12 protein-coding genes are annotated in these 17,579 nt (G+C 53.3%); 7 read left to right on the top strand and 5 right to left on the bottom strand.

The window, feature by feature from the left end:
- The first annotated feature begins 171 nt into the window (after positions 1 to 171).
- From EJP87_RS06285 to EJP87_RS06255, 7 genes are all read left to right on the top strand, one after another.
- Positions 172 to 1,800 carry a CTP synthase gene (locus EJP87_RS06285; RefSeq protein WP_130471009.1) on the top strand — a complete coding sequence of 543 codons (1,629 nt, stop codon included), beginning with the start codon at positions 172 to 174 and terminating at the stop codon, positions 1,798 to 1,800.
- On the top strand, positions 1,797 to 2,669 hold the full coding sequence (gene kdsA, locus EJP87_RS06280) for a 3-deoxy-8-phosphooctulonate synthase (RefSeq protein ID WP_130471008.1): 873 nt from the start codon (positions 1,797 to 1,799) through the stop codon (positions 2,667 to 2,669). The genes EJP87_RS06285 and kdsA overlap by 4 nt, the downstream gene beginning before the upstream one ends.
- Positions 2,666 to 3,763 carry a glycine cleavage system aminomethyltransferase GcvT gene (gene gcvT / locus EJP87_RS06275; protein WP_130471007.1) on the top strand — a complete coding sequence of 366 codons (1,098 nt, stop codon included), beginning with the start codon at positions 2,666 to 2,668 and terminating at the stop codon, positions 3,761 to 3,763. Before kdsA ends, gcvT begins: the two co-directional genes overlap by 4 nt.
- Positions 3,764 to 3,934: 171 nt before the next feature.
- Complete coding sequence (locus EJP87_RS06270; RefSeq protein WP_130471006.1) at positions 3,935 to 7,816, top strand: response regulator; 3,882 nt, start codon at positions 3,935 to 3,937, stop codon at positions 7,814 to 7,816.
- The gene (locus EJP87_RS06265; RefSeq protein ID WP_130471005.1) at positions 7,813 to 8,652 is read left to right on the top strand and encodes a CheR family methyltransferase; all 840 of its coding nucleotides are present in this window, start codon (positions 7,813 to 7,815) and stop codon (positions 8,650 to 8,652) included. The genes EJP87_RS06270 and EJP87_RS06265 overlap by 4 nt, the downstream gene beginning before the upstream one ends.
- Positions 8,649 to 9,236 (top strand): chemotaxis protein CheB, encoded by a 588-nt coding sequence (locus EJP87_RS06260; RefSeq protein ID WP_130471004.1) that lies wholly within the window; start codon positions 8,649 to 8,651, stop codon positions 9,234 to 9,236. The genes EJP87_RS06265 and EJP87_RS06260 overlap by 4 nt, the downstream gene beginning before the upstream one ends.
- Positions 9,229 to 11,400, top strand: a complete 2,172-nt coding sequence (locus EJP87_RS06255; protein ID WP_130471003.1) for a diguanylate cyclase — start codon at positions 9,229 to 9,231, stop codon at positions 11,398 to 11,400. The genes EJP87_RS06260 and EJP87_RS06255 overlap by 8 nt, the downstream gene beginning before the upstream one ends.
- A gap of 58 nt (positions 11,401 to 11,458) precedes the next feature.
- Here the strand turns inward: EJP87_RS06255 and sppA are convergent, their stop codons facing one another.
- The 5 genes from sppA to gcvPA form a co-directional block, all read right to left on the bottom strand.
- Entirely contained in the window at positions 11,459 to 12,442 is a 984-nt protein-coding gene (sppA, locus tag EJP87_RS06250; RefSeq protein WP_130471002.1) for a signal peptide peptidase SppA, read from the bottom strand.
- 51 nt (positions 12,443 to 12,493) lie between these two features.
- Positions 12,494 to 12,970, bottom strand: coding sequence for a MerR family transcriptional regulator (locus EJP87_RS06245; RefSeq protein ID WP_130471001.1), 477 nt, complete (start codon positions 12,968 to 12,970; stop codon positions 12,494 to 12,496).
- A gap of 141 nt (positions 12,971 to 13,111) precedes the next feature.
- Entirely contained in the window at positions 13,112 to 14,416 is a 1,305-nt protein-coding gene (gene eno / locus EJP87_RS06240; RefSeq protein WP_130471000.1) for a phosphopyruvate hydratase, read from the bottom strand.
- 94 nt (positions 14,417 to 14,510) lie between these two features.
- A complete protein-coding gene (gcvPB, locus tag EJP87_RS06235) occupies positions 14,511 to 15,989 on the bottom strand; it encodes an aminomethyl-transferring glycine dehydrogenase subunit GcvPB (protein WP_130470999.1) in 1,479 nt (492 codons plus the stop codon).
- A gap of 2 nt (positions 15,990 to 15,991) precedes the next feature.
- Positions 15,992 to 17,356 carry an aminomethyl-transferring glycine dehydrogenase subunit GcvPA gene (gcvPA, locus tag EJP87_RS06230; RefSeq protein ID WP_130470998.1) on the bottom strand — a complete coding sequence of 455 codons (1,365 nt, stop codon included), beginning with the start codon at positions 17,354 to 17,356 and terminating at the stop codon, positions 15,992 to 15,994.
- Positions 17,357 to 17,579: the final 223 nt, after the last annotated feature.

Genomic DNA, 17,579 nt, shown 5'->3' with positions numbered 1-17,579 from the left:
CCAGCAGGGCTTTGCCCTGCACCCACCAGGAGGAGATAATCTCCTCCTGGACCTCCATAATAGTTTTCTGATTTTTAAATGCGATTGCCCTGCCATCTATCGGCTACATGGGGTTTATGATAGACTGAAAAGAGATAGTCAGACATTCACGTGGATAGGTAAGGAAAAGAGATGGCCAAATTTGTTTTTGTCACGGGTGGGGTGGTCTCCTCATTGGGTAAAGGTTTGGCAGCGGCCTCCTTGGGCTGCTTGCTGCAGGCCAGGGGCAAGAAGGTGACCATTCAAAAATTGGATCCCTATATTAATGTGGATCCAGGCACGATGAGCCCGTTTCAACATGGCGAGGTTTTTGTCACCGATGATGGGGCAGAGACCGATCTGGATTTGGGCCATTATGAGCGCTTTTTGGATCTGCCGACGACGCGAAATAATAATTTTACCACCGGGCGCATCTATCAGCGGGTGATTCGCAAAGAGCGGCGTGGCGATTATCTGGGATCGACGGTACAGGTGATTCCGCATATTACCGATGCCATCAAGGAGGCAATTCTCAGTGTGGCCAATGATGTACACATTGCCATCATTGAGGTGGGAGGTACGGTGGGTGATATTGAATCGTTGCCATTTTTGGAAGCCATTCGCCAATTGCGCAATGATCTGGGACGGGAAAATACTCTGTTTATGCACTTGACTTTGTTGCCTTATATCCCGACCTCCGAAGAGCTGAAAACCAAACCGACCCAGCATTCGGTCAAGGAGTTATTGGCGATTGGGATTCAACCGGATATTCTGATTGTGCGCAGCGATCGGGATGTGGCGGTGAGTGTGCGCAAAAAGATTGCCCTGTTTTGCAATGTGGATCCCGAATCGGTGATCAACTGTCAGGATCAAGACACCATTTATAAAGTGCCTTTTGCCTTGGAGTTGGAGGGGTTGGCGCGCAAGGTGTTGAGCCATTTGAATGTGCAGACCGCCGAGCCACAGTTGGAGGATTGGGAGCATGTTCTGGAGAAGACGGTCAACCCGGTGCATCGGCTGACAATTGGTATTGTGGGTAAATATGTGGGTCTTAAGGATGCCTATAAATCGCTGATTGAGGCTTTGGCGCATGGGGGTATCGCCCATAATGCACGTGTGGCCTTGCGCTGGGTGGATGCCGAAAATTTGGATAAAGAGGATCCTGCGGCTCTTCTGGGTGGGGTGGATGGGATCCTGGTACCAGGTGGGTTTGGCGAACGGGGGGCGTTGGGCAAGCTGGCGGCAATTCGTTATGCCCGTGAGCAGCGTATACCCTTTTTTGGTATCTGTTTGGGCATGCAGATGGCGGTGGTGGAGTTTGCCCGTCATTGTTTGGGCTTGGAGCAAGCCAACTCCACGGAGTTTGATGCCCACACCCCGGATCCGATTGTGGCCCTGTTGACCGAGTGGATGGAGGGCAATCAGTTGCAAAAGCGGGATCAAGCTGCCGACAAGGGGGGAACCATGCGTTTGGGAGCCTATCCCTGTGTTTTGCAGGAGGGGAGTTTGGCAGCACATATTTATGGCAGCCGGGAGATTTCCGAACGCCATCGTCATCGGTATGAGTTTAACAACAACTATCGGCAGCGTCTGCAAGAGGCGGGGATGGTTTTTTCCGGCAGTTCACCGGATGGCTCTTTGGTGGAGATGATAGAACTGCCGGAACATCCCTTTTTTATAGCTTGTCAATTTCATCCTGAATTCAAGTCACGGCCACGTCGTCCCCATCCGTTGTTTGCCGCTTTTATTGGGGCGGGCTTGGCGGGGAGAAAAGGGGCATGACAGCTTTTGCAGCAGAGGAGAGCGGTGCAGTAGCGCGTGAAGTGGCGGTCGGGGCGGTGCGTTTTGCCAATAACAGACCGTTGGCGCTGCTTGCCGGGCCGTGTGTGTTGGAGGGAGAGAGTTTTGCTGAGGCGCGCGAGTTTGCTCTGCGTACTGCCGGATTTTTAACCGAGTTGGCGCATCGTTTAGCTCTGCCCTTGGTATATAAAGCCTCCTTTGACAAGGCCAATCGCTCTTCAGAGAGCAGTTATCGTGGGCCAGGATTGCAGATTGGGTTGCAGGTGTTGGAGTGTGTGCGCCGTGAGTTTGCTGTGCCGGTGGTAACCGATGTGCATGAGATTGCCCAGGCACAGAGGGCAGCAGAAGTGGTGGATCTGTTGCAAACACCAGCCTTTTTGTGTCGGCAAACCGATTTTATTCAGGCGGTTGCCCGCACCGGTCGCCCGGTAAATATCAAAAAAGGACAATTTTTGGCCCCTGAGGGCATGGCAGGGGTCGCCCGCAAGGCGCTGGCGGCAGGCAACGAGCAGATTTTGCTCTGCGAACGTGGTTATGCTTTTGGTTATGGCAACCTGGTGGTGGATATGCGCAGCCTGGTGATTATGGCCAAGAGCGGATTCCCGATCATCTTTGATGCCACACATGCGGTACAGTTGCCGGGAGGAATGGGTGAATCGTCGGGCGGAGAGCGGCAATTTGTGGCTCCGTTGGCGAGAGCGGCGGTGGCAGTGGGGGTGGCTGGTATTTTTCTGGAGACCCATCCTGATCCAGACCATGCCCCCTGTGATGGTCCCAATATGGTGCCATTCAGCCGCTTGTCGGATCTGTTGCAGAGTCTTCAACGACTAGACGAGGTGCAAAAGGGATGAAACGAACGCCATTGTATGAGGAGCATTTGGCTTTGGGTGGGAAAATGGTGGAGTTTTCTGGGTGGGAGATGCCACTCCATTATGGATCCCAATTGCGTGAACATGATTTTGTCCGGCAACGTTGTGGTGTTTTTGATGTCTCGCATATGGGAGTGATTGATCTGATTGGTGCCCGTGTCGAGGTGATGTTGCGTTTTTTGTTGAGCAACGATGTGGCGCGTATCCCGCAACCGGGACAGGCACAATATGGTTTAATGCTCAATGCTCATGGTGGCATTTCCGATGATTTAATCGCCTATCGGCAGAGCAAGGAGCGTTTTTTTCTGGTGGTGAATGCCGGTACGCGCGACAAAGCGGTGGCCTGGATCCGTATTCATGCTCCCTCCTATGGGGTGCGGGTGGTGGATCGGCGGGATATGATGATCTTGGCTGTCCAGGGCCCCAAAGCTGCCCACCAGGTGCAACGCTGTTTGCCAGAAGAGCTGAGTCGTCAGGCGGTGGAGTTGCGGCCGTTTCATTTTGTGCAGGATGGCGATTGGCGGATTGCCCGTACCGGCTATACGGGGGAGGATGGCTTTGAATTGATTGTGCCAGAGGAGAATGGCGTGACTCTTTGGGAGAGTTTGCTGCGTTCAGGAGTGGCTCCGGTTGGTTTGGGGGCACGCGATACCTTGCGTCTGGAAGCGGGAATGCATCTCTATGGTCATGACATGGATGGCAAAACGACTCCCCTGGAGACAGGTTTGGCCTGGACGGTTGCCTGGGAACCGACTGAGCGCGATTTTATCGGCAGGGATGCTCTGGAATCTCTGTGGGGAGAGCCCTCAGCACGCAAGCGCGTGGGTTTATTGCTGTTGGAACGCGGGGTGTTGCGTGATCAGCAAGTGGTTTATCATCAAGGCCAGGTCGTTGGCACCATTACCAGCGGTGGTTTTTCCCCAACCTTGCAGCGCGGTATCGCCTTGGCCCGTCTTGCCAGCGAGATGGCTATTGGTACTATCTGTCAGGTAGATATGCGCGGGCGGATGGTGGAGGTGCAGGTTGTGCGTCCGCCATTTGTACGCTTGGGAAAAGCAGCCTATCGCGAATCATGACGGTTAGAAATTATTTGTAAAATTATTGTCGTTGCCGCACAATTGGCTAACGTTAACGTTGTGGCGGGGGTTGTTGTTGATATAGCAACAAATTTGTTTTTATAGTATCATTGTCGGGGAAGCTGTTTCTGCTTTCCTTAAACAAGAAATTTATTTTATGGAGTTGCTGTCGTGTCGATTGCTGTTGCCCGTTGGAAGATCGTGACGCGGATCTTTGCCGGATTTATTGGTTTATGTGTATTGATGTTGTTGAGCGGCACGGTTAGTTTTCGCGATTTGATTATATTGGACGATAATTTTGATCACTATGCAGAGGTGACAGAGGAAACTGGTAATTTAGTTGTTTTAGAGCAGAGTTTGTCGGATCTGCGGCAGAAAATATATATGACCATGCTGAGCGGAGATGAGAAAAAACTGCAGGAGAGTCAAGAGTTGCTGGGCAAGACACAGCAGTGGTTGGCATTGGTAGAGGAGCATCTGCTGCAGTCGGAGGAGAGTGTGACCCTCTATCGTATCGGTGAGATTGTCGAATCGTTGCGCAGTGGATTGCCGCGTTTGACAGAGTTGATCGCAGAAAGACAACGCTTGTTTCATGAACAGTGGTTGCCTGCCGAACAGGAGGTGACGGAACTGTTGGCAACGGCACATGACGGTTTGCGGATACAGGGTGATGAAGAGAGTGCGGATAAAATAGCCGATGCAGTGCAACACCTGCACCGGATTGGTTTGTTGTTGGCGCGTTTGCCGGCCATGAATAACAGTGAAGAGTTGGCGAGAGTGGCCGAAGAGGGGGAGAAATTCAGGACTCTTATGCGGGAAATAACGGAAAAAATGCCCGCCGAGTTGCAGGTAGCCATGACTGGTTTGGGCAATATTTTGCAGCATTATCTAAAGGTAGAGGGGGAGAGTGCCGAACGTGCCCATACCATTTTAGAGGGAGAGTCGGCAGAGTTTGCCACTTTGACGCGAGGCTTGGTAGCCGGACATAGCCGGCAACAGCAACGTTTGAATAATGAGACCAGTGAAAGAAATCATGCGGCGATTCGATTTGTGGGCATCATGTTGTTGCTGGTCTGTGCGGTATCCATTGTTGTGGCCAGTTGGTTGGCATTTGGCATTTCCCGTCCTTTGCAGGCGATTACCGGGGTGGTGAGCCGTTTGGCAGCAGGAGAGTGGGAGATCAAGATTCCCGGACTGAAACGGCAGGATGAAATTGGTGAAATGGCGCGGGCACTACATGTTGTGCAGCGCAATGTGCAAGAGGTTGAGTTGCAGCATTGGGTAAAAAACAACACCATGGCTTTGAATCAACTGATGGTGCAGGCCATGACGGTGCCGGAGTTTGCCCAGGGATTGGTCGAGCAATGGATTCCTCTTCTGGGAGGTATTCAAGGAGCTTTGTTCTATTTTGATGAAGGGGTGCAGCGTCTGCGCAGATATGGTGGCTATGCCCTGACAGCGCGTGCTGCCGCTGGTAGTGAGTTTGCGCTTGGAGAGAGTATTGTCGGTCAGTGTGCCGCCAGTCAGCGTCTGCTGGAGTGGGAAGGGGTTCCGCACGAATATTCCTGGATCCATTCTGGAATAGGAGAAACAGCAGCATTGCGTCTGACCGTCGTACCTCTTATCTGGCAGGGGCGGATGCAGGGGGTGTTGGAATTTTCATCCTTTTTGCCCCGTTCAGAACGGCAAAACAAGCTGTTGGAAGAGGTATCAACCTTGGCTGCCCTGCATTTGGAACTGATGCGACGTTCGGTGCAGACCCAGGAGTTGTTGCAACAGACCCAGCAACAAACCGAAGAGTTGCGTGCTTCGCAATCCACATTGTTGGTGCAAGAGGAGGCGTTGCAGAGGAGCAACCAGCAGTTGCGCGAGCGTGGAGAGCTGTTGGAGTCGCAGACCGAAGAGTTGCGTACTTCAGAAGAGGAGTTGCGGATCCAGGGTGAAGAGTTGCGGGTGGCCAATGAGACACTGGCTGAAAAGGCAAAGATGTTGGAAGAGCGTGAAAAAGCACTGATTGAAGCGCGTCAGGAGGCGGAAAAGCGCGCTTTTGAACGGGAGTTGGCCTCACGTTATAAATCAGAATTTTTGGCCAATATGTCGCATGAGTTGCGCACACCGTTGAACAGTTTGCTGATTTTGGCTGAAAGTTTGGCTGGCAATGGGGAGGGCAATTTGCACCCAGAGCAGGTGGAATCGGCGACCATCATTCATGAGAGTGGTACCCATTTGTTGCGTTTGATCAACGATATTCTGGATATTGCCAAGGTAGAGGCCGGACGCATGGATGTGGTGGTCGAGGCGGTGGTCGTTGAGGAGCTGTTGGGGGTGATGGAGCGTCGTTTTCGGCGAATGGCGCAGAGTCGAGGTATTGTTCTGCTGGCGGAGTCAGCAGTCGATGTGGGGAGGGTGCTCTATACAGATCGGGGTAAAGTGGAGCAGATTTTGACCAATTTGTTGGGCAATGCCATTAAATTTACCGAGCGGGGTGAGGTGCGTTTGCAGATGATTCCCTGGACAGGCCAGGGGATTGGCGTGCGGGTAAGCGATAGTGGTATCGGGATTGCGCCGGATAAATTGGAGCATATATTTGAGGCTTTTACCCAAGAGAATGGCACAACAGGACGCCGTTTTGGCGGTACTGGTCTGGGGTTGACCATTGCGCGCACCTTGACCCAACTGTTGGGTGGTGAGATTGAGGTGAGCAGTCAGCAAGGTGTGGGGAGTCAATTTACAGTCTGGTTGCCGAGTGTGGGAGAAGCGGCAGTAACAGGGATAAGAGCGGAGAGTGATGAAGAGTTGTCGGCTGGTGCCATTGCTGGGCGCGCCATTACCTCCTATCCGCTGGATGATCGCGAGCAGTTGCAGGAGGGAGATGCGGTTATTTTGCTGGTTGAGGATGATCCGGTTTTTGCTGGGATCACCTATACCCAGGCGCGCAGTAAAGGGTTGCGCTGTCTGTTGGCGCCCGATGGGGAGAGTGCGCTGCAGTTGGCGCAACGCTATCGGCCTATGGGGATTGTGTTGGATGTAGGTTTGCCGGATATGGATGGTTGGGAGGTGATGAACCGTCTCAAACAGGATCCACAAACGCAGGCGATTCCAGTCCATTTTATTTCGGCAGTGGATGCCCGTTTGCGGGCTTTGGGGATGGGGGCGGTTGGTTTTTTAAGCAAACCGGTCAGCAAAGAGCAGTTGACGATGGTGTTTGATCGGGTCAGCAAGGCTGCCTCTGTTGCAAGCCAAAAACATGTGTTGGTGTTGGATGGCGATGAGGCCTCACGCCGCGAGATGGTGCAGTTGTTACAACATGGTGGTGTTGTGGTGGAGGAGGCTGCCAGCGGTGAGGGCTGTCTCTCCCGGTTGCGGGTAGGAGGAGTGCACTGTTTGATCGTGGATTTGGGGGGTGCCATCAATGAAATGGTGGCATTTTTGCATCGTTTGGTCAGCGAGTTGGCTGAGGCGATGCCGCCGCTGGTGGTCTATTCGCCACGCCATTTGACTGCAGATGAATTGCTGCATTTTCGGGAGTTTACCGATAGCATTATCGTGCGCAGCGACCGCTCCAACGAACGCTTGCAGGAGGAGGTGGACTCTTTTCTGGCTGAAGTGCAAGAGCAGTTTCCACGACAGAGCACGCTGCTTGAGCAGGATCTTGCCTGGCCAGGAGTCAAAGTACTGGTGGTGGATGATGACATGCGCAATACTTTCTCTTTGTCCAAGATGTTGCGCAGCAAAGGGCTGAAAGTGTTGATGGCGCAGGATGGCAACAAGGCGTTGGCACAGTTGGCCAGTAACAGCGATGTGCAGTTGGTGTTGATGGATATCATGATGCCCGACAAAGATGGTTATCAAACCATGCAGGAGATCCGTGCCCAGGAGCAGTTTGGCAAGCTACCCATTATTGCTCTGACCGCCAAGGCGATGAGTGGGGAACGGGAGCGCTGTTTGGCGGCGGGGGCCAATGATTATTTAAGCAAACCGGTGGTTATGGAGGATCTATTGCGCAAGATGGTGCGACTGTTTAATGAACAGGAGCAGAAAGAGCGCAGATGAAAGAGATAGAGATTGAAGAGGTTGAGATCACGCTGTTTCTGGAGGCGTTGCGTTTGCGCCACGGCTATGATTTTCGCCACTACAGTCGTGCTTCATTAAGGCGTCGTTTGCTTGGTTTGCAACGCTTGTTTGGGGTGGAGCATTTGTTGGATTTGCTGCCCGGCTTGATGCGGGAAGAGGGAATGTTGGCACGAATTTTGGCTGCATTGTCGGTACCAGTCACCGAGATGTTTCGTGACCCGGAGGTCTTTTTGGCTTTGCGCCAGCAAGTGGTACCGATATTGCGGAGCTTTCCGCGCATCAATATTTGGCAGATCGGCAGCGCCACAGGAGAAGAGGCCTATTCGTTGGCGATTGTGATGGCGGAAGAGGGTTGTTTATCCCAGTGTCAGATTTATGCCACCGATATCAACGATGCAGCCTTGGCTACCGCCGAGGCGGGGATATTTCCGGTCAGAAAAATGGCCGCCTACAGCGAAAATTATCGTTTGGCAGGAGGCAAGGGGCGCTTGAGCGACTATTGCCATGCCCATCTGGATGTGGTGGAGATGAACGAACCATTACGCCGGGCGATGGTCTTTGCCCATCATAATCTGGAGGCGGACGGAGTCTTTTGTGAGGCGCATTTGGTTATGTGTCGCAATGTTTTGATCTATTTTGACCGATATTTGCAGGGGCGTTGCCTGGCCTTGATTCGTGAAAGTTTGGTTCGTGGAGGCTATCTCTGTCTGGGTTTGCAGGAAACCATGGATGCGTATGAAAAGAAGGAGGATTTTTATCCGCTGGAGCGGATGTTGCGCATCTATCGTCTGCGCAGTGAAGGGGTAGTGCGATGAACTATCGCGGACAGGTGTTGCTTTTTGGTTGTTCGACGGGTGGATTGCGGGCCTTGCAGAGGGTCTTTGCTCCATTACCGGCCAATTTTCCTTGGCCGATTGCCGGAGTATGTCACGTTCGTGAAAAAGGGGAGTGGTTGTTGCCGGAGCTGTTAGGCCGTTGCTGCCACTTGCCGGTCAAAGGGGCTCTGGAAAAAGAGCAGATGCAGCCCGGTCATCTCTATGTGGCACCACCTGGCTATCATTTGTTGTTGGAACGGGATCTCAGCTTCTCCTTGTCAGTGGATGAAAAGGTGCATGGCAGTCGTCCGGCAATCGATCCCTTGTTTGAGTCGGCTGCTGCCAGTTTGGGTGAACGAGTGGTGGCGGTTATTTTGAGTGGTGCCAATGGCGATGGCGCGCAAGGTGCACGGCGCATCGCGGAAAGGGGTGGGATCTGTATTGTCCAGGATCCTGCCACAGCCGAGGCAGCAGAGATGCCCAGTGCCGCGCTCTCTGTGCTGGCAGAGCCGCAGCGAGTGGTTTTACCCCTGGAGGAGATTGCACCCTATTTGTGCAGTAGAGGAGCAGAAGCAGATGGCTGAAATGTTGCCAAAAATTTTGGTGGTGGATGATATTGCGGCCAATTTACTGGCCATGCGCACCTTGTTGGGTAAACTGCATGCCGAGGTTTTGGTGGCGACCACGGGCAACGATGCCTTGGCTCTGGCTTTGGATCATGATCTGGCTTTGGTGTTGTTGGATGTCAATATGCCAGGGATGGATGGCTATGAGGTTGCTGAATGGTTGCGTGGCGAAGATCAGACCCGGGATGTGCCGATTATATTTGTTACCGCAGCCTACAAAGATGATGCACACCGTTTGCAGGGGTATCATGCGGGAGCAATCGATTATATCGAAAAACCGGTCGATGGTCGGATTTTGCGTTCCAAGGTTTCGGTGTTGTTGGAGCTGTATCGGCGCAAACAGGAGTTAAAGTGGGCCAATAACGCCTTGAGCGAACATACCAATATGTTGCAAACCACGATGGATAATATTCGCCATGGTTTGGCCATGTTTGATGTGGAGCTCTGTTTGCGTGCCTGGAATGAGCGCTTTTTTGATTATCCAAGCTATCCGCAACTGTTGGCAAAACAAGGGACTCCCTTGGCCGAATTTCTGCAGGTTCACGAGCTGCGTGGCGAGATGATACGCAAAGTGGCAGATCGTTTGGCCGATCAGGTTGTGCCATGGCGTTTTGATTGGTCGCTGGCCAATGGACGCATTTTGGATGTCAAGACCAATCCCATGCCGGGAGGGGGGCTGGTGATTGCCTTGACCGATGTTAGCGATCAGCGCCGGGATGAAGCGGCCATTCGCGAACATGCCAGCCGTTTGGCTGCGGTCAATGCGACCGCCCATGATGCCATTGTGACCATTGACCGCTATGGCAAGGTGCGGGAGTGGAATCCGGCGGCCGAACGGATGTTTGGTTACACAGTCAAAGAGATGCGTGGCCGCTCATTGCGTCGCATCATGCCCGAACGCTTTTTGCAGGAACACAACCAGGGGGTGCTGCGTTATGTGCAAAAAAGAGAGTCGGAGGTGGTGGGCAAGACTGTAGAACGTATTGGTTTGCGCAAGGATGGGCAGGAGTTTCCGATTGAGCTCTCTTTGGCAGCTTGGGGAGAGCCCAGCAATCCTTTCTTTACCGCCATTATGCGCGATGTCACCGATCGGAAAAATCAGGAAGAGCTGCTGCTGCAGATGAATCAGCGTTTGGCTGATTCCTTGGCGGAGCTGCAGAAGCACCATAATGAATTATTGCAACTGAGCAAAATGAATGAGCGTTTGCAGAGTTGTGCCAGCATGGAAGAGGCGGTCCGGGTTTTGGAGGGGGCGTTGCTGGAGCTGTTCAAGGGGTTGGATGGGGTGTTGGTCTTGACAGGAGGTGAAGAGGTTTTTGAGGTGGCTGGTCGATGGGGGGGCGATGCGGAGGGCGGTTTTCCCCCAGCCAGTTGTATGGTAAAGGAGCGGTGGCAACAGGTGGCCGGGCAGCGCGAGGGGTGCAGTTGGCATGGCAAGGAGCGTGGCGGTTGCTGTTGTTTGCCGTTATGGGAGCAGGGCAAGGTTTTTGGCTTTTTGCATCTGCTGGAGCAGACCGAGGGGGCGCATGGTGGTTTTGCGCGTCATTCTGGATTATTGAATACGGTTCGCGAGGCGATTGAGCTCTCTTTGGCCAATTTGCGTATGCGTGAGCGTTTGAAGGATCAGGCGGTGCGCGATGTCTTGACCGGTTTGTTCAACCGGCGCTATTTGGATGAGACCCTGCCACGAGAGTTGAGTCGGGCAGCGCGTGCGCAACAGCCATTGGCAGTGGCGATGGTGGATGTGGACCATTTTAAGCGTTTTAATGATACCTTTGGCCATGATGCGGGAGATGCGGTATTGCGTGAAGTGGCAGCTTTGTTGCGGCAACGGATGCGCAAGAGCGATATTGCCTGTCGTTATGGTGGTGAGGAGATGACGGTGGTGCTGCCGGGTTTAGAGATGAACGCAGCACGGGAGCGTATGGAAAAGATACGTCAGGAGATCAAAGCGTTGCAGGTGGTGCATGCGGGCGTGGCTCTGGGGACGATTACCGTTTCGGTGGGTATTGCCGAACATCCCCGACATGGAACGCAGATGGAAGAGATTTTACGCCGTGCCGACGCCGCACTCTATACCGCCAAGCAGAGTGGGCGCGACCGGGTGGTTTTGGCGGAATAACCAGTAATATAGCGAATATTTCTGGCTGTATTAGCAGTTGTCTCTCGGTGAGAGCGGATCACTGCATGCCCATTTCCCGGGAGATGCGGGTCAGCCAATCCCCTTTTTGGGTAAAATTGACAATCTTTTCCTGCTTGATCAATTCGCGGGCGATCCATTCGGTCGAACCGATGCCATCGACCAATCCCAGTTGCACCGCCTCTTCGCCGGTCCAGATCAACCCTTCAAACAGTTCCGCCTGGCTATCCTTGAGGCGGTCACCACGTCCTTTGCGTACTGCCTCGATAAATTGTTTATGAATTTTATCCAGCAAGCTTTGTGCATGGCTTTTTTCGCTGCTGTCCACGGCAGCAAAGGGGTTGAGAAAGGCTTTGTTTTTTCCGGAGGTCAGCAAACGACTCTCGATGCCCAGTTTGTTCAAGGTTTCCTGAAAGCCGAACCCTTGTAAAATCACGCCAATGGAGCCGACCAATGAGGCACGGTCGGCATAAATCAGCGGCGCGGCGGCGGCCACATAATAGCCGCCTGAGGCACAGAGATCTTCCAAGGCCGCATAAAAGGGTTTGTTGGGAAAACGTGCCCGTAAACGGGTCATCTCCTCATAGATTTGTCCCGATTGTACCGGACTACCTCCAGGACTATTGATGCGCACAATGACACCGGCGCTGTTGGGATCCTCAAAGGCTTTATAGAGTCCCTTGATGATATTGTCGGCACTGGTATTGGTAGCGGCCATGATGGGGCCACGAATATCAACCACTGCCGTAAATTTTTTATGCGGCATGCTTTTGAGTTCCACACTCCGCCACTGATCTGCCGTACCCGCCCATAAAAGCGCCAACAGATAAAGCGCCAAAAAAAGACGAAACAGATTTTTATGGCGACGCTGCCGTTTTTGTTCGTTCAGTTGCTCGCCGAGAATTGCCTGCAAGGCCGCTCGCTCCTCAGCTCGGCTCTGTTCTGCCCGTTCCAGCCATGCCAGTCCCAACTGTTCGATGGAGCTTTTTGGGGAGGAATCCCCTTCTTCTGGTAGGGTGGCCATGTGGGATAAGTATCCTTGCTGGAGACAAAATGAGGAGGAGCAGGCAAAATATCACTCGCTTTGCGGTTTGTTGCTGCACTCTTCGGCAGTTTTTAAGCGGATGTAGAGCCGCTGTTTTAACTGTCCCACATCATGGCGCAGTTCATAGACATCACACTGCCGACACTCTTGCAAAGTGCTGTCGCAGATGTTGCTTTTATTGGCCCAGCAGGGTGAGTTGTGATCGACGATGACCGGGCACCCCCCTTTACCATTAAAAGTGCATCCTTTGATTTCCCAGCAGGGGATCAAGGAGAGCAGGTGACGAATACCGGCAATACCGATTCCAGCTTTGATCATGCGCCGGATCTCCATCAGCCACTCCACATCCCGTTCGGTAAAATAGCGGGTGCCGGCACTGTTTTTGCGGGAGATAAACAATCCTTCCCGTTCATACATATGAATGGTACGGATGGAGATTCCCAAGCGTTGGGCAACAACCCCGATTTTCATTCCTTCCACTGGTTCTGCCCGTTCCGAGTACGACATGAATCCTCCTTGCTTGCTGGTCCTTGCTTGCTGGTAACAGGTGTCGGCACGACAAGGTGCCGACACCTGGTTATGCTCAGATTGAGCCTGCCTTGCTGGTAACAGGTGTCGGCACGACAAGGTGCCGACACCTGGTTATGCTCAGATTGAGCCTGCCGAGAAAAGGTTATAAAATACTTTTTTACCAAGATAACGAGCCGATGTCGCCAATTTTTCTTCGATCCTAAGCAACTGATTATATTTTGCCAGTCTGTCGGAGCGGTTCAGAGATCCGGTTTTGATCTGACCGGCGTTGACGGCTACAGCAATATCGGCAATGGTCGTATCTTCGGTTTCCCCGGAACGATGCGAGATGACCGTGGTATAGCCAGCCTGCTTGGCCATTTCAATGGCGGCAAAGGTTTCAGTCAAGGTGCCGATTTGATTGACTTTGACCAGTACAGAGTTGGCAACGGCGGCTTGAATTCCTTTGCTGAGGATGGCCGGGTTGGTCACAAAAAGATCATCACCGACCAACTGCACCTGTTTGCCCAGACGTTCGGTGAGCAGTTTCCAACCGTGCCAATCGCTCTCTGCACATCCATCTTCGATGGAGATGATCGGATAACGATTGCATAAGTCAGCATAATAATCGACCAACTCTTCCACGTGCAAATTTCGATCTTCCCCAGCCAGATAATAGTGTTCATCCTCCTCGCGGTAAAACTCGGAAGAGGCGCAATCCAGAGCCAGCATGATCTCTTCACCAGGACGATAGCCAGCCATCTCCACGGCTTGGAGAATGACCTGAATCGCCTCTTCATTGGAGGAGAGATTGGGGGCAAAGCCTCCTTCATCGCCGACAGCGGTATTCAGACCGCGCTCTTTGAGAACTTTTTTCAGATTGTGAAAGCACTCTGCACCCATGCGAATGGCTTCGCTGATGGAGGTGGCAGAGACCGGCATGATCATGAACTCTTGGATGTCCACATTATTATCGGCATGGGCGCCACCATTCAAAATGTTCATCATGGGCACCGGCAGCAAATGGGCGTTGATGCCGCCCAGATAGCGATAGAGTGGTTGTCCAGAGCTGGCTGCGCCGACTTTGGCGACCGCCATGGAGATGCCTAGAATGGCGTTGGCGCCGAGCCGACTTTTATCAGCGGTTCCATCCAGCGCGATCATGGTTTCATCGATGAGCCGCTGTGCAAAGCAATCCCGTCCAATGAGAGCCTGGGCCAACTCCCCATTCACGGCTTGGACCGCCTGTTGTACCCCTTTTCCCAGATAGCGATGCGGATCCTTGTCGCGCAACTCCAGAGCTTCACGACTGCCGGTCGAGGCGCCAGAAGGTACTGCTGCTCGTCCATAGGCTCCCTTTTCGGTATAGACTTCCACCTCAACGGTCGGGTTGCCGCGTGAGTCAAGAATTTCACGGGCATGGATATTTTTGATCAGATTCATGATGCAACCTCAGTAGCAGCGGGTGAATCACCCTGGTTCAGGTTCAATAACGGGTAGAGCAGTTTTTGGAGCAGTGACAACGCTGTTCCAAAAGCTACCAGCGCAAATCCGGTTTACGGGCCGCCAAGGTATCATCCAGGCGGCTGTGGCCGCCGCCAGGAACAGGAACGGCCAAGGGTGCTTGACGCACCTTTTGCGGATCATCCATGGCCTCTTGGCGAATGGCGATCATGGCGGCAACAAAACGATCCAAACTCTCTTTGGATTCGGTTTCGGTTGGTTCAATCAACAAACATTCCGGTACCAGCAGGGGAAAATAGACTGTTGGCGCATAAAAGCCATAATCCAACAGCCGTTTGGCAAAGTCCAAAGCGTTTACTCCAAACTGTTTGGCCTCGTTTTGCAAGGTAATAATAAATTCATGGGTTGCCAAGCGGTTGGGAAAAGCGGTTTGGAAGCCGGCTTCTGTCAGGCGCCGCATCAGATAGTTGGCATTCAAGGTGGCAAAAGAGGCCACCCGGCGCATCCCCTCGGTACCGGTCAGGCGCAGATAGGCATAGGCACGCAGCAAGACACCAATATTGCCCGCAAATGCCGACAATCTGCCAATTGTCAAAGGGAACTCTTGTTCGGTCAACCAATAGAATTGTCCTTGGCTGTTTTGTCCCACCATGGGTACTGGCAAAAAGGGGCGGAGTCGTTCCGAAACACCCACGGGACCCGCACCGGGGCCGCCGCCGCCATGCGGAGTGGCAAAAGTTTTATGGACATTGATATGGATGGCATCAAACCCCATATCACCGGGACGCACTCGTCCGGCAATGGCGTTGAGATTGGCACCATCATAATAGAGAAGGGCGCCAGCCTGGTGCACCATTTGGGCAATCTGCTGAATCTGTCGCTCAAACAGCCCCAATGTGGAGGGGTTGGTCAACATCAATCCGGCTGTGTGGGCACCTAGCGCGGCCTGCAGCGCGGCCATATCCAGGTCACCATTGGCATCAGTGGCAATTTCGCGTACTGAAAAGCCGCAAAGGGCGGCTGTAGCCGGATTGGTGCCGTGTGCGGCGTCGGGAATCAATATCTCTGTGCGTTGACTATCCCCGCGTTGCCGATGATAGGCGGCAATCATCGCCACTCCGGCAAATTCACCTTGCGCTCCCGCCATCGGGGTCAGGGAAACAGCAGCCATGCCGGTCAATTCGCGGAGCATCTCCTGCAGCTCAAAAAGACAGGACATCACCCCCTGCCCAGTTGTCTCCGCCGATAGAGGATGGCGCTGTAAAAAGCCGGCCTGCATGGCCACCGTATTACAGACCCGTGGGTTATATTTCATCGTGCAGGAGCCCAGGGGATAAAAATGGGTGTCCACAGAAAAATTTTTTTGCGACAGTCGGGTGAAGTGGCGCACCGCATCCAATTCGGAAACCTCCGGGAGAGCGGGTGGTTGTGCACGCAAAAAGGGCGCAAGCTGTGCATGCTGCAAGGGTTGCTCGTTATTTGCCTCTGGCAGGGGGGTATGCTGCCGGTTATACCGTTGGGCACGGCTTAATTGGATGAGCAAGGGTTCCATAATCAGTGCTCCTGTTGCAGTGCGCTGCTGAGTGCCTGGGCCAGTTGTTCGATATCCTGAGCTGTACGCATTTCGGTAGCGCACAGCAGCAGCATGTTCTCCATTTCTGGATAGTAGGGGCCTAACGCCACACCGGCACAAATGCCCTGTTTTTCCAAAGCAGCGAGGAGAGATTGCCCATTTTTGGGCAGCTCCACGACTATTTCGTGGAAAAATGGACGGCCAAAGAGCAGGCGCAGACCGGGGATCTGTTGCAGACGGTTGGCCAGAGTCAGGGTGTTGTGGTGGCAACTGGCAGCGGTTTGCCGTAATCCTTCCGGGCCCATCAAGGAGAGATAGAGTGTGGCTGCGACCGTCATCAACCCCTGATTGGTGCAGATATTGGAAGTCGCCTTGGCCCGACGGATATGCTGTTCACGCGCCTGCAAGGTGAGGACAAATCCTGGTTCTTGATTTTTGTCGAGGGTGCGACCGGCAATACGGCCTGGCATTTGCCGCAACAGATGGTTTTTGCATCCCATAAAGCCAAAATAGGGGCCGCCGGAGGAGAGTGGAATGCCCAAAGGTTGCCCTTCGCCACAGATGATGTCGGCCCCTGTTGTTCCCCATTGCCCAGGAGGTTGCAGCAGCCCCAAAGAGAGCGGATTGACCACAGCAATCAGCAGAGCCTGTTGTTGGTGTGCCCAATCTGTCAGTTGATGCACCTCTTCGAGAATGCCAAAAAAGTTGGGTTGCGCCACCACCAATGCAGCAAAAGAGCCAGCAGTATGCGCCTGCAGCGCATCGGGATGGATATCTCCCTCGTTGCGGGCAAAGGGCAAGGGGAGGATCTCAATGCCTTGGCCCAGCAACATGCTGTGCAACACCTGTCGATAATGGGGATGGAGGGTGTCGGGTACCAGAATACGCTTGGGTAAATGCGGTTTGCTGCGAATAGCCATGAAAATGGCCTCTGCCAGTGCGGTTGCGCCATCATAAAGCGAGGCATTGACCACATCGCTTCCCAAGAGAGTCGCCATCATGCTCTGATATTCATAGAGTACTTGCAGGGTTCCCTGGCTGGCTTCTGCCTGGTAGGGTGTGTAGGCCGAGTAAAACTCACCACGACCGGCAATTTCCCAAATGGCGGCTGGGATATGATGTTCATAGGCTCCTGCTCCGGCAAAGCAGAGCAAAGGGCGATCCTGACCGGCGCGTTCGCGCATCAGACGGCTCAAGGCCATTTCATTGAGGGGATTGGGTAGTGCCAGTTGTTCGTGACAGAGCAGATCGACGGGGATCTCTGCAAACAATTGTTCCAATTGCTCAAGGCCCAAAAGGGAGAGCATCTCCTGCATCTCCTGTGGGGTGTGGGGAATAAAAGGCATACGGTTGGCCGATTAAAGTAAGTTAAAGTAATGAATGATCAAGCAGTTTACTCTGTTCTGCCTTCCGAGCCAAGCAGGAACGTGCAGGAAGCCAGGGCAAGCGCATTGACACATTGCCTCACTGTTGCCACAAGTGAAACTGTGCCTGTCGGGCGTCCGCCCTCCCAAAGAGTGCCCCTTCGGGGCACAAATCGGTGCGGCGTGCGCGAATGCTACGCATTCG

It is taken from the genome of Candidatus Magnetaquicoccus inordinatus (assembly GCF_004217665.1).
In the GTDB taxonomy this organism is placed as follows: Bacteria; Pseudomonadota; Magnetococcia; order Magnetococcales; family Magnetaquicoccaceae; genus Magnetaquicoccus; species Magnetaquicoccus inordinatus.
The sequence above is the reverse complement of the archived record's forward strand: the minus strand, read 5'-3'. Positions and strand labels throughout refer to the sequence as shown.